The sequence below is a fragment of the Halomonas sp. IOP_14 genome (genome assembly GCF_021021315.1).
GTDB classification, from domain to species: Bacteria; Pseudomonadota; Gammaproteobacteria; order Pseudomonadales; family Halomonadaceae; genus Vreelandella; species Vreelandella titanicae.
Genome location: NZ_JAINWD010000031.1, coordinates 20777 through 45893 on the forward strand (window position 1 = coordinate 20777; position 25117 = coordinate 45893).

Here is a 25117-nt window from a genome sequence, read left to right on the forward strand (position 1 = left end):
TATGCTGAACTCAGGTATCAGCTAAGCCTGACATGTAGAGAAACCAGCCATGTGGCAATGGACGTCGGATTTGACGACCAACCGGGCCTATCAGGGTTTCGTTGGCCGCACTAATGAGCTTGATACTCTTCGCGGTGTGCTTGCGACGGCAGGGCCTCGGGTGGCGCATGTCTACGGTATTACCGGCATTGGTAAGACGGCGCTGCTGGACATATTGGCGGCCGAGGCGGAGGACGCAGGTGCTAGCGTCATCCGACTGGACTGTCGCCACATAGAGCCCACCGAACCTGGATTTTTACATGCGCTAGGTGTCGCCATTGGGGATGGCGGATCGGGGGTGGATACGCTGGTGGAGCGATTGGGCCTGCTGAGCCCCACAGTTCTTCTTGCGCTGGATACCTACGAAGTGTTCAGGCTGCTCGATACCTGGCTGCGTCAGGTATTTGTCCCGTTGTTGCCGGATAACGTACACATCGTCTTTTTCAGTCGCCAACGCCCTCTGGATGTCTGGTTTGCGGCGCCGGACTGGGGGCGCCTGGTTCAGAGTGTGCCGGTACAGCCGTTGAGCCCGACGGAGGCTCAAGTGCTCCTTAATTTGCATGGCATACAGGAGGAAGATGCGGCATCCCTGATCCGGGCCGCCCATGGTCATCCGCTGGCGCTGAAACTGGCGGCCACCGCCAGCCGGGAAAACCACGCCCGTTCGTGGCCGCAAGAGACGGTGCTACAGCACGCGGTTGATGAGCTGAGTCGGATGTTTCTTGCCGATGTGGAAGATTCAGCGAGCCGACATGTGCTGGAGGGCGCCGTGGTGCTACGCCGGGTGACGGTCTCTCTGTTACAGGCATTGTTTCCGGAACTAGATCCCCAGGATGCCTACGAGCGGCTGCGCAGGTTGCCTTTTGTGGATGGCATGCATGACGGGCTGATTATTCATGAGGCCGTGCGTGATCCGCTTGCCCGCTCCCTGCATGCCAGCGACCCTAGCCGCTACCTGGACTATCGTCGGTCGGCCTGGCGACAGCTGGTTAGCGAGTCGCAATTCGCGGCCAGCGACGATCTCTGGCGCTATACGGCGGACATGCTCTACCTGATTGAAAACCCCGTGGTGCGTGAGGCATTTTTCCCCACCGTGACGACGCTTCACAGCGTGGAAGCGGCACAGCCTCAAGACGATGAAGCCCTTACCGGGATTGTCCGCGCCCGTGATGGCCGTCAGGCCAGCGAGCTTCTGCTGCAATGGTGGCGGCGTATGCCCCAGGCGTTTTCCATCGTGCGGGGCGTGACCGGGGAAGTAGAAGGACTGTATTGCAAACTGCGCTCCGACCAGGTTGAACCCAGTTGGTTGCTCAATGACCCGGTTACCGCCCAGTGGTATTCCCATCTTGAACAGTCGCCTATGCGATCGGGTGAGATGGCGTTATTTTGCCGACGCTGGCTAAGTCTCAAGGAAGGCGATTCACCCAGTGAAATACAGGCGGCTATCTGGCTGGATCTTAAGCGAAGCTATATGGAGCTGCGCCCTGGGCTGCGGCGGGTCTATCTTACGGCGACCGATCTTGGCGCTTACCGGCAAGTGGCGCAGCGGCTGGGGTTTGAAGCCCTTGGCGGATGGGAGGTGGAACTGGATGGCGTTTGCTATCCGAGTGCGGTGCTCGATTTCGGGCCGGCATCTGTGGATGGCTGGCTGGCGGAGCTTGCCGCGGCCGAGCTGGGCATAAAGCGTGATCCTGCCTTGTTAGATGTCGAAGCCCGGCAACTGATGTTGGCGGAAGGCTTCGTTGCGCTGACACCCCTTGAGTTCGGTGTCATGCGCTATTTGGTCGAACACCAGGGTAAGGCAGTGTCCCGTCGTGAGCTGTTGCAGCATGTCTGGGGTACCCGATATCAAGGAGGCAGCAATGTGGTTGATGCCATTGTACGCACCTTGCGCCGCAAACTTGGCAGCCAGTCTGCGCGGATAGAGACGTTGACTGGAGTGGGTTATCGGCTGAGATAATCGATTATCGTCTATCAGGTAAGTGGTTACTCATACGTAGTTTCTCCTGGGAAAATATCACGGTTTGCGGGCCCCCCTTGGCGTTATCGGTCAATGACTCCTATGTTGGTGGAAAGACACGGGAGGAATAATAATGGATGCACTAGCGAGAAAACTGGGCCTCAAGACGGATCCCATCATTTTTTTCACGTCCGCAGGGATCATGATCCTTTTTCTTGTGGTGCTACTAATTGCGCCGGGCCCCATCGGGGCAGCCTTTGGTGCCGGGCGGGAATGGATTGTTACCAATCTTGGCTGGTTTTTTATTTTAGGGGTGACGAGTTGGGTAGCGTTTCTGCTGTGGGTGGCGCTTAGCCGGTTCGGGGCGATCCGCTTGGGGGGCAATGATGCAAAACCTGCCTACAATAATATCTCCTGGTTCACCATGCTGTTCGCAGGTGGCATCGGAACGGTGCTGATGTTCTGGGGCGTGGCCGAACCCATTTCCCACTTTTCTAATCCACCCAGGCCGGATGTTGTGCCTTTCTCTGTGGAAGCCGCCGACGATGCCATGAGTTTTTCGATCTACCATCTGGGGCTACATACCTGGGCGATTTTCGCTATGCCCGGACTGGCTTTTGCTTACTTTATTTATCGCTATAATCTGCCGATGCGTTTTAGTTCAGTATTCTATCCGCTGTTAGGCGAGCGCATTTATGGCCCTCTCGGCAAATCTCTGGATGTATTCGCCATACTTGGCACCCTGTTTGGCGTAGCGGTCTCTATCGGCCTGGGCACCCAACAGATCAATGCGGGGCTAACGGAGTTGTTTGGTATTCCAGATGCCGTCATCACCAAGGTGTTCATCATTGCCATACTGACGGCTGTCGCTGTGGGATCGATTGTGGCGGGGCTGGATTCAGGCGTGAAACGGCTTTCTAATATCAATATCGCCATGGCCGTCGGCCTGTTGTTGTTTGTACTCTTTACCGGGTCGACCGTTTTCCTTTTGCGCGCTGTGGTCGAAACCTTTGGTCTCTACATAACGAACCTGCTGCCCATGGCTTTCTGGAATGACACGCTGGCAAGCTATTCCAGGGATGGCGGCGCCTGGGGGTGGCAGGGTAGCTGGACGGTATTCTATTGGGCCTGGACAGTGACGTGGTCGCCTTTCATCGGGATCTTTGTGGCGCGAATTTCACGCGGGCGCACAATCCGCGAATTCGTCCTTGGTGTGCTTTTTGCCCCCTCTATCTTCACACTGGTTTGGTTTGCAATTTTTGGTTGGTCGGCAATGGAGATCGACGGGATTGGGCCCGATGCTCGAGAAGCACTGGGAGAGCAGGCAGGTATCTTGTCTGCCGCCGTAGGTGAAAGCATCCCCCTCGCTATGTTCGCATTCTTCGAGAGCTTCCCGGCCGCTACGTTAATCCAGGGCTTGGCTGTTGTGATCGTTGCGATCTTCTTTGCCACGTCATCAGACTCTGCGTCCCTGGTTGTCGATATGCTGTGTACCGGCAGTGCGGATCCCGGACCATGGCATCAGCGTGTTTTCTGGGGTGTTTCGGAGGGTATGCTGGCAGCGATGCTGATTGTGCTTGCTGGCGAGGCCGGGCTTACTGCTTTGCAGGAGGTGATTACCGTTGTTGGCCTACCGATGTTCATTTTGGTGTTTGCAATGATGTTTGCGTTATACCGCGGCCTGTCCCAAGAAGATCTTAGCGAAGTGCAGGTGGGGCGCCCGCCCAGACGTGAGGAGTTAGCGCCGGATGAATAGGTAAGCGGTGGATCAGAACTATCATAAGCAAATTTCCACGCTGAGGAGCTCGCTCAGTTGCTGCTGAGAAAGGCGTCTATCAGCCATGTAGTAGAGTATGTCACCATCTTTGAGTGGGCGGTCGTTGGCGGGATTGAGCATATTACCTTCGCCGTCGCCACTGCTATTGGCGAGCCCCAGTACGGTGGCGTTATAAACCTTTTTTGCTTGCATAAATAGATCGCCAAAGGTGGCGCCGGCAGGCGGTTGGCTTAACCTGGTTTGGTACTGGGTAGCGCCACGATCAACCGCGAGTAGTTCGTTAACGACTCGCGAAATTCCCGCATCAGAGGCTGAGCGTACCAGCATTTCCAACGCTAAGGCCTGGGTGCATTCGATGCCGGGCAAAGTGCGCCGTAACATCGCTGCGGTGTCGGGATTGGCGCAGTGGGCGACGATATGGGCGTTTTTTGCTTTAAGGCTGTAGGCACTCAGCGCGACAGTGGCCACTCGATCATCGCTGGTGTCGTAAATGATGATGCGGCTGGCGCTTTCGACACCCGCTCGCTTGAGAAGCTCGGCATTGGAGAAACTTTCCCCTTTAATAAACTTTAAATCCGCAGGGCGTGGGTTGCTCATCTCTTTGGTAACGCAGAGCACGACTTCATCCGGCAGGCCTTTATCGGCTTTAAGAATGTCCAAAATGCGCTCGGTAGTTTCGCCGTGCCAGCCAATGACAAGGGTGTGACCGGACAAGTGGCTGAAATCGCCTTTACCTTGCATCTGTAATCTCCAAAAATTTGAAAGTGTGACGGTGGCTTTACCGATCAAGGCAGCGAACAGTGAAATGCCGCCTGGAATGAGATAGATCGTAGCGATCCACTTCCCGGCCACGGTTGTTGGGCTGAAATCGCCGAAACCTACGGTGCTAGAAACAACGACATAAAAATAAACCCAGTTGGCAGCGGAGTCGGCCACCGATTCGCCGACCAGTGAGAAAAGCATCCAGGTGGTGCCCATATGGGCGAGCACAATAAGAAGCAGAAATGTCCACGAAATTTGTAGCGTAGAGGCTTTAAGAACGCGGAGCAGTCGCTGAATAACAGGCATGGTGATCTCTTACGGTGATGGTGTGTCAGCCCAGTTTTTCGGCATGGGAATTGATTGATGATAAAAGAGTGACCCGGTTCCTTCGCTGTCGCTAGCCCTATCATCACCTTTAAAATAAAAATGAGCTGTTGAAGCGAAACAATACGCGCCTGCTAGCGTACTCTTAATAAACAAAAGGGCCGCTATTCGCGACCCTTTCATATTTGCTAACTGGATTTATTAAGCAAAGTGTTTGGCAATCCAGGAAAATGCGCTATCGGTTAGCGATTTTTTACCGTGATGTTCTCGGTGCTGGCTCCATACCATGCCACCTGACACGACCACTAGGCTCATCAACATGCCAGCAAGGATAAGTTCATTCATGGCTTATCATCCTCATCTGAGGTTTTATCACGCTCAACGTAACCATAGCCGAAAGACCCTACAAAGATCAAGATTATACCTAGCCCCACACCGAGCCAAACGTTATCGGTATTCAGGCTGGGGTTAGTGACTACCCAGCCAGCAGTGAAGCAGGTAGCGACCACAATGACCCCAACGTTGCGAGTCGCCTCTAAAAACTGTTGACGAGTCGCTCGGGCGCCGATTCTACGGCGATGGGACGAGGCCCTGCGTTCTTGTAAGCTTTTCGTTAGCCTGGCACGCAGGGCCTCTTGTGGGTCTTTACCGCCATGAGGTTCTTTCAAGCCATCACCTGCCATTAATCCAGCAAAATCAACGTGAAAAAAATGTGGTATTAAAATCCTGCCTTATTCACTTGGGTGCCGCGTATGCCGTCACCGTAGACCATGGTGTCGCCAGCCTTCTCTGCCAGTTGGCGACAGTCTGCGGTTCTTGATGAAGTGGGGCCTGAACTGCAGCCTGCAAGTATAAAGGTAACCTGGCAAAGGGCGATGAGTGCTTTCATTGATGACTCCTTGTCAACAAATAATCCATTCGACATTTAACCTTATAGGCGTTGCATATGTCGATGTCATGCGGGGGAACATCGTGCTTAACCTGAATGTCATAGCTGAAGTTTTATTTTTTAGGATAAGCATATGGATCGTGTATTTGCATGGGATCACCACCACAGTCAGGTTGTTTACCGCATTCCCGGCCATCAGTATGAAGATGGCCGGGAAGATAGCGCTCTCTCTCCCGTATGGCTGCCCGCGGAGGAATCAGATTTACCCGAGGGGGTAATGATTGACGATCTGCGCAAAGTATCCGTTAAGGAGTAGCCGCGGCGTGTTCTGAACAGCTGCTTTGCGCGCTATTCAACGCTTTCAAACAGAGGATTTTCAGGCGTACAAAATAGATTGTGTTTGGCTAGTGATCGGCTAATATGCGGATGTTAGTCCCACCATCTCTGGATATGCCGCCATGTTAAAAGGTTTGATCGTCTGTTTTGCGGTATTGTTTGCGCAATTGGCGGTACTGCACGTGATTGATGCTCGTATCTATAATTCTCCTCAAGATGCGCGTCAAACGGCGGTAACCTCCGTTACACCACATAAAGATGAAAAAGAAGACGAAGAAGAGGTGCAAAGCTAAGCAGTGGTTATCCTCGATCCGGTTTTTGAAGCCGGTGAAGTATAACCTAGCCTTGCTAGCAACCCTTTGGCGGCGCTGGGCGTCGCCAAAGGGGCGGTTTGAACGATCAATAAGTAGAATTTTTTTCATCTTTTGGTGTCCAAACGAAGTGCTTAACCAGCATAGACAACGCTTACAAAGCGGTTTCAACGTTGAATCACCATTGGTGAAGGGGTGTTCTCGAGACAGACAAAGGCTTGCGTCTGGAACTCGGTAACGGCATGCTTGTCAGTTGTTGGAAATACCATTAGGGAGCATGAACACATGGCTTACAACGATTTACGCACGGCACGTCCTCAGTCGAGTGGCGTTGCCAATAGTGTTAGCACTAACAAGGTATTGCGTAACACCTACGCGCTACTGGCAATGACGCTGCTGTTCTCAGCAGTCACCGCGGGTGCTGCTGTAGCCCTCGGCATCCAACAAATGAACATCTTCGTGTTCTTGGTTGGTGCCTACGGCTTAATGTTCCTGGTACATAAAACCGCAAATTCTGCGGCCGGCTTATTAGCAACGTTCGCCTTTACCGGCTTTATGGGGTTCACGCTTGGGCCGATTCTTTCTGCCTACCTGACCCTGCCTAATGGCGGTGCGTTGATTATGAACGCGTTGGCCATGACCGGTCTGACGTTTGTTGGTCTTTCCGCGGTAGCGCTTACCACCAAGAAAGACTTTAGCTTTTTGAGCAACTTTTTGATGGCGGGCGCCATCGTGTTGATTCTGGCCATGGTGGCTGGGTTCTTCTTTAACATCCCGGCGCTTTCATTGATGGTGTCAGCTGGCTTTGTGCTGTTTGCTTCAGCAGCCATTCTGTATCAAACCAGCGAGATCATTCATCGCGCAGGTGAAACGAACTACATTCTCGCTACGGTGACGCTCTACGTATCCATCTACAACCTTTTTGTTAGCCTGTTGTCGATTTTGGGTATTATGAGCAGCGATTGATCTAAGCAAGCGATAGACGATATGACAGGCCCTATTGCTAGGGCCTGTCTTTTTTTAGGGTAACTGTTACCAGGTATTATCATGATGCAGTACGGCTTATTGGTGATGGGGGCGCCGTATAGCAGCCCAGCACCGCACTCTGCATTGCGTTTTGCCCATGCTGTTCTAGCGCGAGGGCATCAGATTGCCGGTGTTTTTTTCTATCACGACGGCGTTCATAATGCATCATCGCTGATGGCTCCTCCCCAGGATGAACTCAACCTCAGAGAAGCCTGGATTGAACTGCATCAGCAGCATGCGATTCAGTTAGATGTCTGTATTGCCGCTGCGTTGCGACGAGGTTTGATGAGCGAATCGGAAGCACAGCGACATGGCAAGCAGGTCTTTAATGTAGCACCTCCTTTCGAGTTGACAGGGCTAGGGCAACTGCTTGAGCTACAGCAACGCGCAGATCGCCTGATTACCTTTGCTTAGAGGAGAGCCAATGGCGACACCTGATGCACTATTAGTGATAATTCGCCACGCGCCCCACAGCTCAAACTGGTTACGTGAAGGGTTAGATGCCGCACTGGTGGCGGCGGCCTTTGGACAACCCGTGCATTTGCTGTTTATGGGGCAGGGTATAATGGCACTGCTGAAAGAACAGGGCAGTGGTGCGCCGGGGCAAAAAGCCACGCTGCCCACCATTGATATGTTGGAAATGTATGATATTGACAAGCTTTGGGTGACCGAAGAAGCGCTGCAAGGGATGCATCTATCCGCCGATTCACTGGTAGAGGGCATCACCCTGATAGCGGATCAGGAAATACCAGGGCTGTTACAGCAGTACACCCAGATACTTAACTTTTAGGCCTAGTGAGAGAATTATGATCTTACACATCCTCACCAAAGCGCCTGATAGTATTGTCGCTACTCAAATGCAGCAAGCGATAGGGGGGCAGGATGCCGTGCTGCTGATCGAAGAAGCGGTAACAGCTGCCCTTGATCCCTCCTGGCAGGCATGGCAGCAGTGTCAGTCGCGCATATTCCTTCTATCGGAAGACCTTATAAGCCGCGGGCTTGCCAGCATTGCCACGGATAATGAGCTGCCCACGCTAGAGATGGATGGCTTTGTGGCGCTCACCGAGCAGCATGAAAAGACAGTTACCTGGTACTAAGATGTCTGACACGAAAATATACCGTTATCTTGATTCGCAAAAAAAATATCCGCTAGACCCAGAAGGATACCTCGTTAACCAATCAGAGTGGGACGAATCTGTCGCTCATTTAATGGCTGAAGAAGAGGGGTTAACACTTACCGCTGAACACTGGGAAGTTATCAAAGTCGTGCGAGCATTTTATCAGCGTTACGAAATGGCTCCGGCGATGCGACCGCTTGTGAAAGCAACCAAAAACGCACTGGGTGAAGAGAAAGGGCGTTCTATTTACCTGATGCAGCTTTTCCCCGGCAGCCCGGCAAAGCGAATTGCCCGCCTGGCCGGTTTGCCGAAGCCTACCAACTGCCTATAACCCGTGTGAATGGCTCGCTGGTTTTCGAACAGCTTAAGCCACATCACCGCGCGTACAGACCGACAAAACAACGGCATCGTCTGGACTGGTGGATACCAGTGCATGGCCCATATCACTATCAAAATAGATGCTGTCGCCCTCAGCTAGCACTAACGGGGCGTAAAATTCGGTGTAGAGCATAATATCGCCATGCAGCACCATCAAAAACTCTTCGCCATCATGGCGTACCCACTGGTGATACTCGTCAAAGCTGCGTGCACGTACGATGGTTTTGAAGGGAATCATACGTTTTTGGGCGAGTTGATGGCCCAATAATTCGTGCTCGTACGTGGGCGTGGGGTGCAGTTGCCCTTTGCCTTTACGAGTTAGATCGCGCCGCCCCATGGTATAACGTTCCCGCTTGGGGGGCGTGAGCAATTGAGGCAAGTCGATGTTGAGCCCGGTAGTGAGTTTTTGCACCACGCTAAAGGTGGGGGAGACTTGATCGTTCTCAATTTTAGACAGCGTTGAGCGGGCCAGCCCAGTGCGCTGGCTAACCTCTTCCAACGTCCACTGATTAGCGAGACGAATTTGTTTGAGCCGCTCGCCTAAACGCAACGGCTCAACAAAGGGTTTGCTTCCCGATGCAATACGCAGCGCGGCATGCTCTTCAGTCGTAGCGGTCATAGGTTGTCACATTGGCTGCGTTGTCTAACGGTGCGTGTCTATAGGCGCGCGTAAACGAACATGATATCACAGCAAAGAAGCGGCTAAGAACGGCTGGCAGAAGCAAGAGCGTTGACGCTTGCTTAGGGCACTTCAGCAAACGGCAGCCCCAACAGCGCTTTTAGATGTGCCTCAACGCCACTTGCCAGCGACTTCGGGTTATAGCCGCCTTCAAGCACCGATACAATGCGATTATCGGCATACAGGGTGGCGATCTCCATGGCTAGATGGGTAATCCAGTAGAAGTCTTCATCCTCTAAACAGATATCCCCCATGGGGTCATCACGGTGAGCGTCGAAACCCGCGGAGAGCATCACCAAGTCAGGTTTAAAGGCGTGCAGGGCAGGTAGCCAGTGGTTTTCGATGATGCGCCGGAACTCTGGGCCATCGGTGCCCACTTCAAGCGGGGTATTCACAACGTTTTGCCACTCGCTGCGCAAATAACGCCAGGGGTAAAACGGATACTGGAAGCTGGTGCAGATCAGTATCTCAGGATCATTTTTAAAGATATCGATGGTGCCATTGCACTGGTGAACATCAAAATCCAGTATAGCGATACGCTTGGCACCATATTTGGCTCGCGCATGGGCCGCCCCCACGGCGATATTATTGTAAAAACAGAATCCCATCGCATCGCTGGCTTCCGCATGGTGGCCTGGTGGTCTAACCGCACAAAAAACGTTATCCGCCTGACGCTTAAATACCTGATCTACCCCACGAATAACCGCTCCCGCTGCAACCCGTGCGGCTTGTAAGCTGTCAGGATTCATCATGGTATCGCTATCTAGCGTAACGATGCCTTCGGTGGGCAAGCACTTCTCTAGGGAGCGCAAATGGCGCAAGGGGTGTACTCTGGCAAGAGACTCCTCGCAGGCTGCCTTGGCATCGGCCTGCATGGTTTGCTGTAATAACCCAACAAGCGATAGGCGAGCGCGAATAGCCTCCAGACGCTGAGGGCTTTCAGGATGCTCCGGCCCCATGTGGTGCAATGAGCAGTCTGGGTGGGTAAGGTAGGCGGTAATCATTCCAACGCTCCATTATCATTGATGCCACCTTAATCGCCTTCAGGGCCTGGGCGACAGTGTCAATAAGTCGTACAGCCGCGATTCATGTCAGGGGAGACGCATTTTGAGTACGCGCTTTTTACACCATTTTTTCGAACCTCGCACACTAGCGGTGTTTGGCGCCTCTGAAAAACCCGCGTCGTTGGGCGGTCTAGTGCTGAGAAATATTCAGGAGGGTGGCTTTAAAGGGCCGCTCTGGGCAGTCAATCTAAAAGGCTACTCCCAAGTCTTCGGTGTGCCGTGCGTCAGCCGCGTAAGCGAGCTACCCGAAGTGCCCGACTTAGCCGTGGTCTGCTCGCCGATTGAAGGTGTGCCCAGCCTGATTAAAAAGCTTGGGCAATACGGTGTCAAAGCGGCCCTGGTGCTCTCGGGCGGCGCTTACCTGGATCGAGATAAAGGCAATCAGGGTTCCATTCGCGAACGAATGTTGAGTGCGGCACGCGTCTCGGGTATTCGTGTACTCGGCCCCGAGTGCATGGGGCTAATTGTACCGGGCAAAAAGCTTAACGCCTCTTACGCCAGTCAGCCGGTGAAAGCGGGCCGCGTCGCTTACCTGGGCCAGTCCGGCATGCTGGCCAATGCGATGATTGATTGGGCCGCCGGGCGTGATGTGGGCTTTTCGCACTTGATAACCGTTGGCGACAGTGTCGATGTGCTATTGCCAGACCTGATCGATTACGTTAATCAATTCTCGCCCGCTCAGGCCATTATGCTGCACCTTGAGCGAATCAGCGACGCCCAGCACTTTATGACCGCCGTGCGTGATGCATCACGTAATCGTCTGGTACTGGCAATAAAAAGCGGCCGCACCCCAGAATCGGATATATCCGGCATGTCACCCACGCCTGGGATTGCTAACCGTGACGTGGTGTTTGATGCCGCTTTTGCTCGGGCAGGGGTGGTGCGGGTAAATGATTCCGATGAGCTGCTTGATGCGCTGGAAACCCTGTCGCGCATGAAACCCCTGAAGGGCGATCGTCTGGCCATTGTCTCTAACGGTTTAGGGCCCGCCATGCTGGCGATCGATAAGCTGATTAGCGCGGGCGGTAAATTGGCTGAATTTAGCGACGAAACCCAGGCAGCGCTGCACCGTAGCGAGGTCGATATGAGCAAGCCGGGCGAGAACCCGGTGGATCTGGGCGGCAACGCCTCGCCCGAGCGGTTTGTCCAAGCGCTGGAGATTGTCGCTGCTGACGCCAACGTGGATGCTGTATTGGTGGTGCATGCACCCACCCGGATGGCGCCATCGCTGGTGACTGCCCAGGCGCTGATCGATAACCGCAAGAAATTTCGCCGCAACCTCCTCACCAGTTGGATGGGCTTAAAAGAGGCGCTTAATGCGCGCCATATCTGTAATTTAGCCGGGATTCCAACCTATATTTCACCCGAAAAGGCCGTTAAGGCGTTTATGCATATGGTGATTTATCAGCGCGTTCAAGCGCTGTTGCAAGAGATCCCCCCCAGCCTGCCATTTTCCACCAGTCCAGAAATACGCGCCCAGTGCCGTACACTGATTAAGCAGGCAAAAGAGCAGGGCAGGCAAACCTTGACCCACTCTGAAACCGCCCAAGTGCTCGAGGCCTACGGTATCCCCACGGCACCCAGCGTGTATTTGGCCAACCCCGATGAGGCGCTTGCTCGCGCTGCAGAGATACCTGGCACCAAGGCGCTGAAAGTGGTTCATGAAGGCAATTGTCGTCCTTATCGCTACCGCAAGCACCCGCATAAAATTTCAGCAGGCTTGCTACAGGACTTGGACACACCCGAACAGGTAGCGGAAGGCGTTCGCCAGCTAGGTGAAAAAGTCGCTGAAAAATTTCCCGAGTATGCGATCCGCGAGTACTGTTTACAGCCCATGCAGCGTGGCAAGCACTCGATGCAGGTTTGCGCGGGCATTACCCGTGATCCGGTGTTCGGCCCACTTATCGTCTTTGGCATCGGTGGTTATAAGGTCAACGTGCTGGCTGACCGCCAGGTCGCGCTGCCGCCGCTCAATATGAGCCTGGCTGCCGATGTAGTAGGGAGAACCCACGCCGCCTCATTAATTCGTGAACACTCCGCCGACCCAGAGCGTGACATTCAGCATTTATGCCAAATGCTGGTCAAACTATCGCAAATGGCATCCGATCTAAGCGATCTACGGGGTCTGGAAGTAAATCCTCTGCTGCTGAATCGTGACGGTATGGTCGCCGTCGATTTCGCCCTGGATCTTGGTTCGCCATCGCGCTTTGCGATCATGCCGTACCCTGAAGAGCTGCGTGAATGGGTGACGCTGAAAAACGGCTGGCAGGTCGAGGTAAGGCCTATTCGTGCCGAAGATGCCCATTTGATTACCACCTTCCATCGCCAGCTCTCGGAAGAGAGCATCCGTTTCCGCTATTTCCATAATAAGTCCAATTTAACCCAGCGCGACCTGTCGATTCTGTCGCATATCAATTACGACCGTCAGATGGCGTTTATCGCGGAATATTTAGGCGATGAGGGCAGCAAAGAAATGCTTGGGGTGGTGCGGGTATGGAATGACCCGGACAATATTCGTACCGAGTTCTCGGTCATTATTCGTGATGACCTTCAAGGTCTGGGCATTGGCAGCCTGCTAATGAAGAAGATGATCGATTACTGCACGAACATCGGCACTCTGGAAATGGTCGGCAAAATTATGGTCGATAACCATCCAATGCGGGCGCTAATGAAACACTTAGGCTTTAAATGCCGCTATAACATGGAAGAGCAGGTGATTGATGCGGTGTTACGCCTCAACGAACCCGAAAGTGAATGGCAGCGGCACCGCCTTGAGAGCCTACCAGATTAGGCATTTGAAAAGCTTTAAAAACGATAAGACCTGCGTATAAAACGCAGGCCTAAATTGTGAACTTGTTGCTGACGTTATGGCGCCATGCGGAAACGGCCCCATTCACCGCCGTCACGACGCTCAAAGCGTAGGCGGTCATGGAGGCGGCTAGGCTGCCCCTGCCAAAACTCGATCATTTCCGGCGTGACACGATAGCCACCCCAGTGGATCGGGCGGGGAATATCCTGGCCATCATAGGCTTGCTCAAAGCGCTTTTGGCGCTCTTCGATCCAGTTGCGGTCGGGAATCACCACACTTTGAGTCGCAATCCATGCGCCCAATTGGCTACCCCGTGGTCGGCTGGCAAAGTACTCATCAGACTCATCGGCTGAAACCTGCTCAACAGGCCCTTCAATACGTACCTGTCGTGAAAGCGAAGGCCACCAGAAGGTCATGGCCGCGAAGGGCACATTGCTCAGCTCGCTCCCCTTATGACTATGGTAATTGGTGTAAAAAACCATGCCGCGCTCATCAAATCCCTTTAACAGGACCACCCTAGCGTGAGGGCGGCCTTGGCTATCTACGGTGGCTAGTGTCATGGCGTTGCCATCTTTGCCCTCTTTTTCCAGGGCAAGGCTAAACCACTCATCGAATAGCACGAATGGATCGTCGGGTGTCTGGGACTCATCAAGCCTGCCGCCTTCATAATCACGCCTGATATCGGCTATGTTACGTGTCATCGAATACTTCTCCCTGGAGTTTCATCCATGTTCGCCGGTCTGTCTTTAAAGCTCAAGTGACCGACATCAATGGATGTTTAATGCGTTGACTCACTGCTTATATTTTCGGCGGTGTTGCGACTAACCGTTACGACTGACGATTGCGGCTAACTGTCTCGCATTCTATGAGAAAGACTCAATTAATGCGAAGCTATCTCACCACTGGGGGCTCATCACTGCTGAGAGAGGACATGTTATGCGCGACAAGGTAGCGATTGAGGTATGGGATGGCTGGCTTCGCCTGTTTCACTGGGGGTTAGTGGCGGCGGTGTTGATTTCATTTTATACCACCAAGACTAGCGGAGCGCCTTTCCTATTTCCAATTGAAGTGCATGCCCAAGCGGGCTACCTCATAATCGGATTACTCGTTTTCCGATGGCTGTGGGGCCTACTGGGGAGCGTGTATGCGAGATTTAAAACGTTTTTATATCTACCCGTTGAAACAGTTGCTTATTCCCAATTGCTGCTAAAGCGTCGGCCCGGCGCTTATGCCAGCCATAATCCGCTAGGCGGGTGGATGGTACTGCTGATGCTGCTTTCGCTTAGTTTCCAAGCAGTGAGCGGCCTGTTTTTAAGTGACGATATCTTTTTTCAGGCGCCGCTCTATGGCGTATTTGGCGATGGGGTAGGTGGCCAGCTTAGAACCCTGCATCAACTCAATAGTGATCTACTCATCATTCTAATCGGTCTGCACCTGGCTGGCTTGATCGCACATCGGCTGCTGGGTGAACCGCTAGTAGCAGCAATGCTGGTAGGTACCAAGCGCTTTCGCCAGCAGCCAGTCGATGCGCGTAACGAACCGTATAATGTTGCCACGCTGCGTTTACGTGCCATCGGCAGTTTATTTATTGCTGCTGGCGTCGTCCTATGGCTGTGGTTTTAAAGCACTTGTTTTTATTGCCTCGTTTTCTGTTGACGCAACTGTCGACTGCGAAAGCGCGCATAGCCCATGCAGCCAGCAAAAAGCACCAGCGCGACAACCGCCTCTAGAATTCCGCGCAGACCTTGCCCAGGCAGGGTTATTAACATCACACCTTGGGTGAAGTAGAGCAGGCTAACAAAAGCGAGCCATGCGTGCCCGCGTGCGCGTTTACCAATGATAGAGGGTAAAAACAGCACCAGGGGAAGCACGAACGCGACCACGGGGCGCCAATTAAATTCGTCGCCTTGAAGTACAAGTCCACGGTAAACAACCAGTAGCAGCAGTATGGCAAAGCTGGCTAATACCACCTGTCGGCTTCGAAGGGTCAGTTTATCAAGCCCATGGCGTGCTTCTACATCCTCCAGCCACTGCCTCATAATGCCTCCTGACGCATGGCGTGCAGCGCTAGAGCGAGTCGTGCCAGTCGTTTGCCCTGGGCAACACACAGCGCGCGTTCGTGCTCATCAACAGAGCGGTCACTGCGCGTTCCTGCTAAGTGGCTTGCACCATAGGGCGTGCCACCAGTACGCGTTTCCAGCAAGGTGGTTTCGCTGTAAGGAACCCCTGCGTAGACCATGCCATGATGCAGTAGCGGCACCAGCATTGTGAGCAGGGTGCTCTCTTGCCCACCGTGCAGGCTGGAAGTCGAAGTGAAGGCACTGGCAGGTTTGTCGATCAAGGCACCGTTCATCCACAGACTGCTGGTGGAGTCGATAAAATACTTAAGCGGAGCGGCCATGTTGCCAAACCGGGTGGGGCTACCCAGTGCTAACGCACTGCAGTTGCGCAGGTCGTCTAGCTCAACGTAAACAGCGCCCTCTGCAGGTATTTCTGGCTCAACGGCTTCACAGGTCGTTGAAACCGGCGCCACTGTGCGTAAACGCGCTTGAATACCCGGCACGCTTTCTACACCAGCCGCAATTTGCTGTGCCATGGTGGCGGTCGCGCCAGAGCGCGAGTAGTACAGAACCAAAACGTACGGTGTCATTTCACTCATCACTATTCCTGAATGGGTTCATAAAAGCTGTCCTGGCAATAGGGCTTTGCATAAGGGTTTTGCAAAATAGGGCACAGCATGGTGTCTATGGTATCAGAGCGAACGGGAAGTCCGCGTGCTGCACAAACGTATTTTGTTGCTCAGGTAAACGCAGGTAGACCCAGGCCCGGGTACCATCGTCGAGGGTTATTGTCCTGCGCTCGTAACGAATCCCCAGTCGTTCGTAGCGATCAAGACGAGACAGCTCGTCGGCATCTACTCGTAACAGTAGCCCCTCAACGTTGCTCCCTGGCTGGGGTGAAAGGTCGAGGCCGTTGCGTTGGTACCCCTCTAGCACCGCATCTTTAGGTGCGCCGAAACTTCCCATGACCACTAAGCGAACGGGGGCATAGCGTAGCGTGCCATACACAAAGACCTGATGGGTTCGCTGTTCTATAGTAGGAAGATCATCAGGTCGGTCATAAAACCACGGGCTCAGCATGGTTAACCAGAGCCACCCGGCTAAGCTAAGCAGCCCCACACCGCTTAAAATCAAAAGGCGTTTTAGCCAAACCATTTTAAACACACCAGGGCGCCTCGCAATGTAGGATAAGAATGTGAATGGGGCGATAAAAAAACGGATGCTTAGCTTGTAGCTATAGACAGAGGATGACAAGTTCTATGTTATCGACTGTATGAATCTGCTTAAGCAAACTACCCAGGTTTGCTAGGCTATGTTGGTAAAGCCTGCATGTAAAATAGGTGCTCATTAGAACCTGCCGTAGGAGCCTGCAATGAATCAGCCGCTTCGTGATGATCTGGATTTTCGTGCTCTCGTAGGTGATGTGAAACCTTTGCCACCGAGAAATCGTGCTGACCCAGGCGCTAATCGCAAAAGCCCCTCAGAATCCCAGTTGGCTCGGCGGGAGTGGGCAGAGGAAGAAAGGGGGGCACGCAACTTTCTGTCCGACGACTTTGTCGATCTGCTGCCCCCCTTTGATCCCATGGAGTATCGCTGCGAGGGCATTCAGCAGGGTGTAGTCGATAAATTAAAGCACGGGGGCTATAGCGTTCAGTCGCAGCTCCACTTGCTTCGGCGCCCATTAACAGAGTGTCGCCGTATGCTGTTTCCCTTTATTCAAGAAGCCTACGCCCACGATTTACGCTCCGTTATGATCGTGCATGGCCGCGGGCGAGAGATTGATAGCCCCGCCAACGTACTGCGTTCATACCTGGCCAAGTGGCTCTGCCAGTTTGAGGAAGTGCAGGCATACGTCTCCGCACAGCCTTCGGAAGGAGGGTTGGGCGCGACCTGGGTAATGCTACGTAAAAGCGATCGCGCCAAAGCCAATAACCGTGAGCGCCAGCAGAAGCGGCGGGGGTGACGGTTTAATAATAGAGCCAGTCACAAATAAAAAGGGCAGCGAAGCTGCCCTTTTGGGTTTATAACATTCACGCTCTGCGTCTACTTATTATCGGCTAAACGGCGCTCAAACAGCGCCTGTCGCTCTTCAACATCGGGTTGGTAGCGAACGCTGATAAAACTTAGCGCGCGCAGGGCATCCTCGGGATGCTGGTCATCGCGCAGCGCCATGGCAGTAAAACCACAACGGCGCATATACTCCAGCTGATCGACCAGGACATCACCCACCGCGCGCACTTCGCCGCTATAGCCGTAGCGCTCGCGCAGCAGGCGGGCGATGCTGTAGCCACGGCCATCGGTGAAGGCAGGGAAGTCAATAGCGATGGCTACGGCATTACCAAGCTGTTTGCCTAATTCGGCCGTCAGCTCGGTATCGCTGGTGAGTAGTGGTGCCAGCTCAGCGTCTTCCTGATTGGCCTGCCACAACGCCAGCGGCACAAACGCTGGGCGCTGTTCGGGCAGGGTGTCTGCATCGTAGGAAACACACCAAGCGTTTTCCGCCGCAAGCTCGCCATTGAAAATCAAGTGATCGACATGAACCGGTGTCTGTTCAACCGCTTCAGCTTGCGTCTCAGCTGTTTTATTAGGCATAGACACGCTCCTTAAAGGGTTTTAGGCCAATACGGCGGTAAGTATCCAAGAAGCGTTCGTCCTCATGGCGCTGCGACACATAGACTTCCAATACTTTTTCAACCACATCCGGCACGTCTGAGCGGAAAAAGGATGGGCCTAAAATCTTACCAAGCGAGGCATCGTCGGTGGAGTTGCCGCCAATCGATATCTGATAGAACTCTTCGCCTTTTTTATCCACGCCCAGGATGCCGATATGACCCACATGGTGGTGGCCACAAGCATTCATGCAGCCGGAGATATTCAGATCCAGCGGGCCAAGGTCATACAAGAAGTCGAGGTCTTCAAAACGTTCCTGCAGCGCCTGGGCAATGGGAATGGAGACCGCATTAGCCAAGCTGCAGTAGTCGCCTCCAGGGCAGCAGATAATGTCGTTGAGCGTGCCCACGGTGGGGTTCGCCATACCCAACGCTTCAAGCTCTTCCCACAGCGCTTCCAGTTCATCGACCGGTACGTCAGAAAGCACCAGGTTCTGTTCGTGGGTAACACGCACTTCACCAAAGCTGTAGCGATCGGCTAAGTCTGCGACCGCTTCCATTTGGTCAGCTGTAACATCCCCAGGCGCGTGCTCGCGGCGTTTCAGTGACAGCGTTACGGCCTTATAGCCGGGCACTTTGTGGTCGGTCACGTTGTTGGTGACAAAGCGCGCGAAGCTGCGATTTTCAGCGCGTAAGCGGTCAAAATCCTCGTTAGCGCTCTCTGCAACCGGGCGACGATCAGGCTCAGGGAAGTGAACTTTGGCTGCGTCGACGGCTGCTTGGTTAAGCGTTTGCGGGCCGTCTTTCAAATGCGCCCACTCTTCCTCGACCCGACGACGGAACTCCTCAATGCCCAGGGCTTTTACCAGAATTTTAATCCGCGCCTTGAACTTGTTATCCCGGCGACCAAACTGGTTGTATACCCGTACACAGGCTTCCAGGTAGGTGAGTAGATGCTGCCAGGGCAGATCTTCACGTACCACGTCTGCAATCATAGGAGTACGGCCAAGGCCGCCGCCGGCTAGCACTTTAACACGCAGCTCGCCGTCGTCGTTGTGCCATAGACGTAGGCCAATATCGTGCACTTGAATCGCCGCACGGTCTTGGGCCGCACCGCTGACCGCGATTTTAAACTTACGCGGCAGATAGGCGAATTCCGGGTGCAGAGTCGACCACTGGCGGATTAATTCGCACCAGGGACGTGGATCTTCCACTTCATCGTTGGCGATGCCGGCAAACTGGTCGCTGGTGGTGTTACGAATGCAGTTACCACTGGTTTGAATCGCGTGCATTTGTACTTTGGCGAGATCTGCCAAAATATCCGGCACGTCTTCAAGGGCAGGCCAGTTGAGCTGCAAATTTTGCCGGGTGGTAAAGTGGCCGTAGCCGCGGTCATAGCGGCGGGTGATCTCAGCCAGGGCACGCAGTTGGCTACCCGCCAGCATGCCGTAAGGAATCGCAATACGCAGCATAGGCGCATGGCGCTGAATATAGAGGCCGTTCTGCAACCGTAAAGGGCGAAACTCCTCTTCTCCCAAACGCCCAGCGCGGTAGCGTTCCATTTGGTCGCGGAACTGAGCGACACGCTCGTCAACCAGGGTTTGGTCGTGAATATCATAACGGTACATGTGGCACGATCCTGCTAAAAGCGAAATGGTCACGTTGAGACGGACGTTAATGTAGCGTCACCTTAACGCGGGCGTCATATTCTTCAAAAGAATATATAATTATCTTTTTATCTCTAAAAGCTATTTAGAACACCTATTATGGGTCAGGCAGCCGGCTTATAAAGCAGGGGCCAGCCAGCGGCGTCGTTGCCATACCCATAAAAAGCCGGCTGAGTTTATCAACCGGTAGAGCAGTTGCATAAGCCAGATACCTAATAAGCCCTGGTTTAAACCAATCCCGACCCACCAGGCCAGGGGTAAAAAAAGTAGCCACTGCATCCCCAGGGTCAACATCATCACCGTGCGTTGAGCGCCCGCGCCCATTAAGGCCTGGGCGAGCACTAAAGCTGCGGCATCCAGCACAATCATCACACCGGTTATCTGCAATGGGAGTTTACCCAGCACTACTAGCTCGCCACTGCTGAAAAATATCCCAAGTACCTGTTCGGGTATCACTAACATCGGCAGCGCCAGCACAAGTAAAAGTAACCATGCGACCCGCAGCGCATCCAGACCCCAGCGGTGGGCTTCGTTCTGAGCATCTCGGCCTAATGCCTCACCCACCAAGCTCATCGCCGCAACGCCAATCCCCACCCCCGGCAAAATTAGCAGCAGTGAAAGATTAATCAACACATGGCCAACCGCGACACTGGCCGTGCCTAGCTGGCTAAGTAACCAAATGAGTACCGCATAACCCGCTGCAAATAAAAACTGCTGCAAAGAGTGAGGAGCGGCAAGTACCAAGGTCGTACGCAGGGTGGCTAAGCAAGGCATGCGTGTCAAAAAATGCTGGACAAATGGGCTTTTTATGCTCACCCAGCACCAAACAATCAAGCCAATAAACAGCGATAGTGTTGTGCCAGCACCCGCACCACTCGCCCCCATTTTGGGTAGCCCGGCGAATCCATAGATCAACCCCGCACTGGCCGTCACATTAATCAAGTGAACCGCCACGATGATACGCAAGTAGAGATGCGTTTGCTGGCGACCGTTCCAGTAGCCACGAAAGCAGAGCGTTAGCGCAATGGCCATTAGTGACACCACCCGCCAACGAAAATAGTCAACGGCGACGCTTTGCACATCATCGACTTGGCTAATCAAACCAATCAGCAGCGGTGCTTGCCACCAAGCCCAGGCGGACAGCGGCAGGCCAACCACAAGCCCAATCACCAGCCCCGAGTTAAGCGGATGGGCAATATCCGCATGGGCAGCCCCCTCGCGCTGAGCGGTTTGTGACTGCACGCTGGAGGAGAGGCCAAACACAAGAGCGCTGAGCATAAACATGGCGTAACCGCCCACGCCAACACCCGCAAGCGCTACCTCGCCTAAATGCCCCACCAGTACGGCATCTATCAAGTTAAGCATGCTCTGGGAGAGCATGCCCAACATGATCGGAAAAGCTAAGCGCATGACCTTGCCATGGCGGCCAGGAACAAACAGCATTAATTAGCTCGGGTCGTAGGAGAGTACTGGTGAGAGCCAGCGCTCCATCTCCTCAAGGGGCATCTGTTTGCGCTCGGCAATGGCCTCGACCTGATCCCGGGTAATCTTACCGGTGGAGAAGTACTTCGACTGGGGATGGGCAAAGTACCAGCCGGAAACCGCTGCCGCAGGCCACATGGCGAAGTTTTCGGTCAACGCCAAACCGGTATTTTCGGTGGCATCGAGCAACCGGAATAGCGTGGCTTTTTCGGTATGATCCGGGCAGGCAGGGTAACCGGGGGCAGGGCGGATGCCCTGATACTTCTCAGCGATCAGGGCATCGTTGTCCAGCGTTTCTTCCGGTACATAGCCCCAAAACTCTTTACGCACCCGTTCATGCATGCGCTCGGCAAAGGCCTCCGCAAGGCGATCCGTCAACGCCTGCACCATAATCGCATTGTAGTCATCGCCTGCCGCCTCATAAGCTTTGGAGAGCTCATCAACACCGTGCCCGGTGGTGACCGCAAAGCCGCCAATCCAATCGGCTTTGCCGCTCTCTTTGGGGGCAATAAAATCGGCCAGGCTGTAGCAGATACCGTCGCGGCCTTTGGTGGTCTGCTGACGGATATGGAAGAGACGTTCGACCACTTCGCTGCGTGACTCATCAGCGTACACCTCGATGACATCATCATCAACACTATTGGCGGGCCACAGGCCGATAACACCACGGGCCTGAACGCGCTTTTCATCGACCAGCTTGCGTAGCATCACTTTGGCGTCTTCAAACAGGTTGCTAGCGGCTTCCCCGACGACCTTATCGTCGAGAATCTTGGGATACTTGCCCGCTAGCTGCCAGCTCATAAAGAAGGGCGTCCAGTCGATGCGTTCGATCAGTTCTTTCAGGTCGTAATCATCGAAGGTTTTCAGCCCCAGCATATTGGGCTTGGCGGGAGTGTGGACGCTCCAATCGGTGCGAAAACGCCGCTTGCGCGCCTGGGTGTAGTCAAGATCTGCCGCTTTGGGGCGGCGCTTGGCATTACGCTCGCGAACCTTTTCGTACTCTTCACGGATCTCGGCGACGTAAGGTATTTTCAAGGCAGGCGTCAATAATTTGCCCGCTACGCCAACGGCACGGGAGGCGTCGGTAACGTAAATTACCGGGTGTTCGTACTGCGGCTCGATTTTTACTGCGGTATGCGCTTTAGAGGTGGTGGCACCGCCAATCAGCAGCGGTAGATCCATACCCCTGCGCTGCATCTCTTTGGCAACGTGCACCATTTCATCCAGCGACGGGGTGATCAGCCCGGAAAGACCGATAATATCGGCGTTATGCTCCTTGGCTGCCTGAAGGATTTTGTCGGCAGGCACCATGACACCGAGATCGATCACCTCGTAGTTATTACACTGCAAGACCACACCAACGATATTTTTACCAATATCGTGGACATCGCCTTTGACCGTGGCCATGACGATCTTGCCTTTGGCTTTGGTCTCTTCGCTCTTTTCGGCTTCGATATAGGGGATTAAGTAGGCCACGGCCTGTTTCATGACCCGCGCAGACTTAACTACCTGGGGCAGGAACATTTTGCCGTCGCCAAACAAATCGCCGACCACGTTCATGCCGTCCATCAGCGGGCCTTCGATCACCTCAATAGGGCGTTCGGCCTCGGCGCGGGCCTGTTCGGTGTCATCCTCGATATACACCGTAATACCTTTAACCAGCGCGTGTTCGATACGCTTATTGACTGGCCAGCTGCGCCACTCAAGATCCTCTTTCTTAGCCGCGCCGCTGCCGTCGCCTTTATACTTATCGGCGATATCCAGCAGTCGCTCGGTGCCATCGCTACGCCGGTTAAGCACCACGTCTTCAACCGCATCGCGCAGCTCGGCGGGGAGGTCGTCGTAAACAGCGAGCTGGCCTGCGTTGACGATGCCCATGGTGAGGCCCGCACGGATGGCGTGATAGAGGAACGCCGAGTGAATCGCTTCGCGCACCGGGTTGTTGCCACGGAACGAGAAAGAGACGTTAGACACCCCGCCAGAAATCATCGCGTGGGGCAGGTTTTCGCGAATCCACTGGGTCGCTTCGATAAAATCGACCGCGTAGTTATTGTGCTCCTCGATGCCGGTGGCGATGGCAAAGATATTTGGGTCAAAGATGATATCTTCGGCGGGAAAGCCGATTTCATCGACCAGTAGGCGATAGGCGCGCTGACAAATTTCGGTTTTGCGGGCAAAGGTGTCTGCCTGGCCTTCTTCGTCAAAGGCCATGACGACAATGGCAGCGCCAAAGCGGCGGCATTTGGTCGCCTGTTCGCGGAAGGCGGCTTCGCCCTCTTTAAGCGAGATGGAGTTCACCACCGCCTTGCCCTGGACGCACTTGAGGCCCGCTTCGATAATCTCCCACTTGGAGGAGTCAATCATAATCGGCACACGGGCGATATCTGGCTCGCCGGCGATCAAGTTAAGGAAGCGCTCCATGGCTTCCTTGGACTCGAGCATGCCCTCGTCCATATTGATATCGATGACCTGGGCGCCGTTTTCGACCTGCTCCAGGGCGACTTCCAAGGCGGTGGTGAAGTCCTCTTCCACAATCAAGCGCTTAAAGCGCGCAGAGCCGGTGACGTTGGTGCGCTCGCCGACGTTGACGAACAGCGAGTCAGCCTCAATGTTGAACGGCTCTAGGCCTGATAGACGGCAGGCGCGGCTGCGCTCAGGAATTACCCGCGGCGTCATATCGCGAACCGAATCAGCAATGGCGCGAATGTGCTCGGGCGTGGAGCCACAGCAGCCACCGATAATATTCACCAACCCGCTGGCAGCAAACTCGCTGACAATCTCCGACATCTCTTCCGGCGTTTGATCGTACTCACCAAACTCGTTGGGCAACCCCGCGTTGGGGTGAGCGGAGACAAAGGTGTCTGCCTTGGTAGAGAGCTCTTCCAGGTAGGGGCGTAACTCTTCGGCGCCCAGTGCACAGTTCAAGCCCACTGAGAGAGGCTGAGCGTGGCGCACCGAGTTCCAGAAGGCCTCTGTGGTTTGACCCGAAAGCGTACGGCCAGAGGCATCAGTGATGGTACCAGAGATCATCACTGGTAAACGCTCGCCGCGGGCATCGAACAGCTCTTCCAAGGCGTAGATGGCCGCTTTAGCATTGAGCGTATCGAAGATGGTTTCGATCATAATCAGATCGGCACCACCTGCAATTAGCGCTTCGGCGGCTTCGTAGTAGTTCTCACGCAGCTCATCAAAGGTGACGTTACGCTTGGCGGGATCATTCACATCCGGCGATAGTGAGGCGGTGCGCGAGGTGGGGCCTAATACGCCGGCCACGTAGCGGGGTACACCGGTTTCGGCGGCCACTGCATCACACACCTCACGGGCTAGGCGCGCTGATTCACGGTTGAGTTCAACCACCAGCGATTCCATGCCGTAATCAGACTGTGACAGCTGAGTGCTATTAAAGGTGTTGGTCTCAATAATGTCGGCACCGGCTTCCAGGTAGTCACGGTGAATCCGCGTGACCACTTCGGGGCAGGTTAGCGCGAGCAGATCATTATTGCCTTTGAGATCCGAGGGCCAGTCGCTAAACCGTTCGCCGCGAAAATCTTCCTCGCTCAACTGGGCATTCTGCAGCATGGTGCCCATGCCGCCATCCAGAATCAGGATACGTTGGGCAAGGCGTTGGGTGAGGGTCGCGATCAAAGCACTATCAGCCATGGCAGGGGGAGTTCTCCAGCGTCACAGTCGTCAAAGGGGATGTTGTTATCGTCGGAAAAGCAGCATCTGTCGTTATAAGGCGCATAATGATAACAAAAGGGATGGCAAAAGGCGCCCCTACGGAGGCTATACGCAAGATAAGGAAAGATAATTAATAGTCGCTCGTA

26 protein-coding genes are annotated in these 25117 nt (G+C 54.1%); 12 read left to right on the top strand and 14 right to left on the bottom strand.

Annotated elements, in window-relative coordinates:
- Positions 1 to 49 precede the first annotated feature (49 nt).
- Together K7H09_RS17520 and K7H09_RS17525 are read left to right on the top strand one after the other, a co-directional pair.
- The gene (locus K7H09_RS17520) at positions 50 to 1999 is read left to right on the top strand and encodes a winged helix-turn-helix domain-containing protein (RefSeq protein WP_230805385.1); all 1950 of its coding nucleotides are present in this window, start codon (positions 50 to 52) and stop codon (positions 1997 to 1999) included.
- Positions 2000 to 2132: 133 nt separating this feature from the next.
- Positions 2133 to 3755, top strand: a complete 1623-nt coding sequence (locus K7H09_RS17525; RefSeq protein WP_027959448.1) for a BCCT family transporter — start codon at positions 2133 to 2135, stop codon at positions 3753 to 3755.
- Between the two features lie 21 nt (positions 3756 to 3776).
- Here K7H09_RS17525 and K7H09_RS17530 read toward each other — a convergent pair whose 3' ends face one another.
- The 4 genes from K7H09_RS17530 to K7H09_RS17545 form a co-directional block, all read right to left on the bottom strand.
- Positions 3777 to 4844: an ion channel gene (locus K7H09_RS17530; protein ID WP_138801606.1), complete on the bottom strand. Its 1068-nt coding sequence runs from the start codon at positions 4842 to 4844 to the stop codon at positions 3777 to 3779.
- A 219-nt stretch (positions 4845 to 5063) separates the two neighbouring features.
- Positions 5064 to 5207 carry a hypothetical protein gene (locus K7H09_RS17535; protein WP_155705851.1) on the bottom strand — a complete coding sequence of 48 codons (144 nt, stop codon included), beginning with the start codon at positions 5205 to 5207 and terminating at the stop codon, positions 5064 to 5066.
- Positions 5204 to 5530, bottom strand: a complete 327-nt coding sequence (locus K7H09_RS17540; RefSeq protein ID WP_138801605.1) for a hypothetical protein — start codon at positions 5528 to 5530, stop codon at positions 5204 to 5206. The genes K7H09_RS17535 and K7H09_RS17540 overlap by 4 nt, the downstream gene beginning before the upstream one ends.
- Positions 5531 to 5580: 50 nt before the next feature.
- On the bottom strand, positions 5581 to 5751 hold the full coding sequence (locus tag K7H09_RS17545) for a hypothetical protein (RefSeq protein WP_155705848.1): 171 nt from the start codon (positions 5749 to 5751) through the stop codon (positions 5581 to 5583).
- A 133-nt stretch (positions 5752 to 5884) separates the two neighbouring features.
- Between K7H09_RS17545 and K7H09_RS17550 the strand changes: the two genes are divergently transcribed.
- The 7 genes from K7H09_RS17550 to K7H09_RS17580 all read left to right on the top strand — a co-directional run bounded on the left by K7H09_RS17550 (position 5885) and on the right by K7H09_RS17580 (position 8873).
- Entirely contained in the window at positions 5885 to 6067 is a 183-nt protein-coding gene (locus tag K7H09_RS17550) for a hypothetical protein (protein ID WP_022523445.1), read from the top strand.
- Positions 6068 to 6209: 142 nt separating this feature from the next.
- Entirely contained in the window at positions 6210 to 6380 is a 171-nt protein-coding gene (locus tag K7H09_RS17555; protein WP_022523446.1) for a hypothetical protein, read from the top strand.
- A 303-nt stretch (positions 6381 to 6683) separates the two neighbouring features.
- Positions 6684 to 7364, top strand: coding sequence for a Bax inhibitor-1/YccA family protein (locus K7H09_RS17560; protein ID WP_022523447.1), 681 nt, complete (start codon positions 6684 to 6686; stop codon positions 7362 to 7364).
- An 84-nt stretch (positions 7365 to 7448) separates the two neighbouring features.
- Positions 7449 to 7838 (top strand): sulfurtransferase complex subunit TusD, encoded by a 390-nt coding sequence (tusD, locus tag K7H09_RS17565; protein ID WP_041159506.1) that lies wholly within the window; start codon positions 7449 to 7451, stop codon positions 7836 to 7838.
- A gap of 10 nt (positions 7839 to 7848) precedes the next feature.
- Complete coding sequence (gene tusC, locus K7H09_RS17570; RefSeq protein ID WP_138801604.1) at positions 7849 to 8214, top strand: sulfurtransferase complex subunit TusC; 366 nt, start codon at positions 7849 to 7851, stop codon at positions 8212 to 8214.
- A gap of 16 nt (positions 8215 to 8230) precedes the next feature.
- On the top strand, positions 8231 to 8521 hold the full coding sequence (gene tusB / locus K7H09_RS17575; protein ID WP_230805395.1) for a sulfurtransferase complex subunit TusB: 291 nt from the start codon (positions 8231 to 8233) through the stop codon (positions 8519 to 8521).
- Between the two features lies 1 nt (position 8522).
- On the top strand, positions 8523 to 8873 hold the full coding sequence (locus tag K7H09_RS17580; RefSeq protein ID WP_022523451.1) for a TusE/DsrC/DsvC family sulfur relay protein: 351 nt from the start codon (positions 8523 to 8525) through the stop codon (positions 8871 to 8873).
- A 33-nt stretch (positions 8874 to 8906) separates the two neighbouring features.
- Here K7H09_RS17580 and K7H09_RS17585 read toward each other — a convergent pair whose 3' ends face one another.
- Together K7H09_RS17585 and K7H09_RS17590 are read right to left on the bottom strand one after the other, a co-directional pair.
- Complete coding sequence (locus tag K7H09_RS17585; RefSeq protein ID WP_009287864.1) at positions 8907 to 9539, bottom strand: helix-turn-helix domain-containing protein; 633 nt, start codon at positions 9537 to 9539, stop codon at positions 8907 to 8909.
- A 122-nt stretch (positions 9540 to 9661) separates the two neighbouring features.
- A complete protein-coding gene (locus tag K7H09_RS17590; protein WP_009287865.1) occupies positions 9662 to 10603 on the bottom strand; it encodes a histone deacetylase family protein in 942 nt (313 codons plus the stop codon).
- A 103-nt stretch (positions 10604 to 10706) separates the two neighbouring features.
- Between K7H09_RS17590 and K7H09_RS17595 the strand changes: the two genes are divergently transcribed.
- A complete protein-coding gene (locus K7H09_RS17595; protein ID WP_230805397.1) occupies positions 10707 to 13454 on the top strand; it encodes a bifunctional acetate--CoA ligase family protein/GNAT family N-acetyltransferase in 2748 nt (915 codons plus the stop codon).
- Between the two features lie 74 nt (positions 13455 to 13528).
- Here the strand turns inward: K7H09_RS17595 and pdxH are convergent, their stop codons facing one another.
- Positions 13529 to 14173 (bottom strand): pyridoxamine 5'-phosphate oxidase, encoded by a 645-nt coding sequence (gene pdxH / locus K7H09_RS17600; RefSeq protein WP_009287866.1) that lies wholly within the window; start codon positions 14171 to 14173, stop codon positions 13529 to 13531.
- A 235-nt stretch (positions 14174 to 14408) separates the two neighbouring features.
- Here pdxH and K7H09_RS17605 point away from each other — a divergent pair, with 235 nt between their 5' ends.
- Positions 14409 to 15095: a cytochrome b/b6 domain-containing protein gene (locus tag K7H09_RS17605; protein WP_230805399.1), complete on the top strand. Its 687-nt coding sequence runs from the start codon at positions 14409 to 14411 to the stop codon at positions 15093 to 15095.
- Positions 15096 to 15106: 11 nt separating this feature from the next.
- Here K7H09_RS17605 and K7H09_RS17610 read toward each other — a convergent pair whose 3' ends face one another.
- The 3 genes from K7H09_RS17610 to K7H09_RS17620 all read right to left on the bottom strand — a co-directional run bounded on the left by K7H09_RS17610 (position 15107) and on the right by K7H09_RS17620 (position 16687).
- Positions 15107 to 15511, bottom strand: coding sequence for a DUF2069 domain-containing protein (locus tag K7H09_RS17610; RefSeq protein WP_027959438.1), 405 nt, complete (start codon positions 15509 to 15511; stop codon positions 15107 to 15109).
- Complete coding sequence (wrbA, locus tag K7H09_RS17615) at positions 15508 to 16131, bottom strand: NAD(P)H:quinone oxidoreductase (RefSeq protein ID WP_230805401.1); 624 nt, start codon at positions 16129 to 16131, stop codon at positions 15508 to 15510. The genes K7H09_RS17610 and wrbA overlap by 4 nt, the downstream gene beginning before the upstream one ends.
- Positions 16132 to 16216: 85 nt before the next feature.
- Entirely contained in the window at positions 16217 to 16687 is a 471-nt protein-coding gene (locus K7H09_RS17620) for a gamma-glutamylcyclotransferase family protein (RefSeq protein ID WP_035537470.1), read from the bottom strand.
- A 217-nt stretch (positions 16688 to 16904) separates the two neighbouring features.
- Here K7H09_RS17620 and smrA point away from each other — a divergent pair, with 217 nt between their 5' ends.
- Positions 16905 to 17495 (top strand): DNA endonuclease SmrA, encoded by a 591-nt coding sequence (gene smrA / locus K7H09_RS17625; protein WP_230805403.1) that lies wholly within the window; start codon positions 16905 to 16907, stop codon positions 17493 to 17495.
- Positions 17496 to 17575: 80 nt separating this feature from the next.
- On the opposite strand, the gene K7H09_RS17630 is transcribed toward smrA, so the two are convergent.
- The 4 genes from K7H09_RS17630 to metH form a co-directional block, all read right to left on the bottom strand.
- Positions 17576 to 18124, bottom strand: a complete 549-nt coding sequence (locus K7H09_RS17630) for a DUF934 domain-containing protein (protein ID WP_022523459.1) — start codon at positions 18122 to 18124, stop codon at positions 17576 to 17578.
- Positions 18117 to 19769, bottom strand: coding sequence for a nitrite/sulfite reductase (locus tag K7H09_RS17635; protein ID WP_027959435.1), 1653 nt, complete (start codon positions 19767 to 19769; stop codon positions 18117 to 18119). The genes K7H09_RS17630 and K7H09_RS17635 overlap by 8 nt, the downstream gene beginning before the upstream one ends.
- 156 nt (positions 19770 to 19925) lie before the next feature.
- Positions 19926 to 21251: an MATE family efflux transporter gene (locus K7H09_RS17640; RefSeq protein WP_230805405.1), complete on the bottom strand. Its 1326-nt coding sequence runs from the start codon at positions 21249 to 21251 to the stop codon at positions 19926 to 19928.
- A 3-nt stretch (positions 21252 to 21254) separates the two neighbouring features.
- Positions 21255 to 24950 carry a methionine synthase gene (gene metH, locus K7H09_RS17645; protein ID WP_230805407.1) on the bottom strand — a complete coding sequence of 1232 codons (3696 nt, stop codon included), beginning with the start codon at positions 24948 to 24950 and terminating at the stop codon, positions 21255 to 21257.
- Positions 24951 to 25117: the final 167 nt, after the last annotated feature.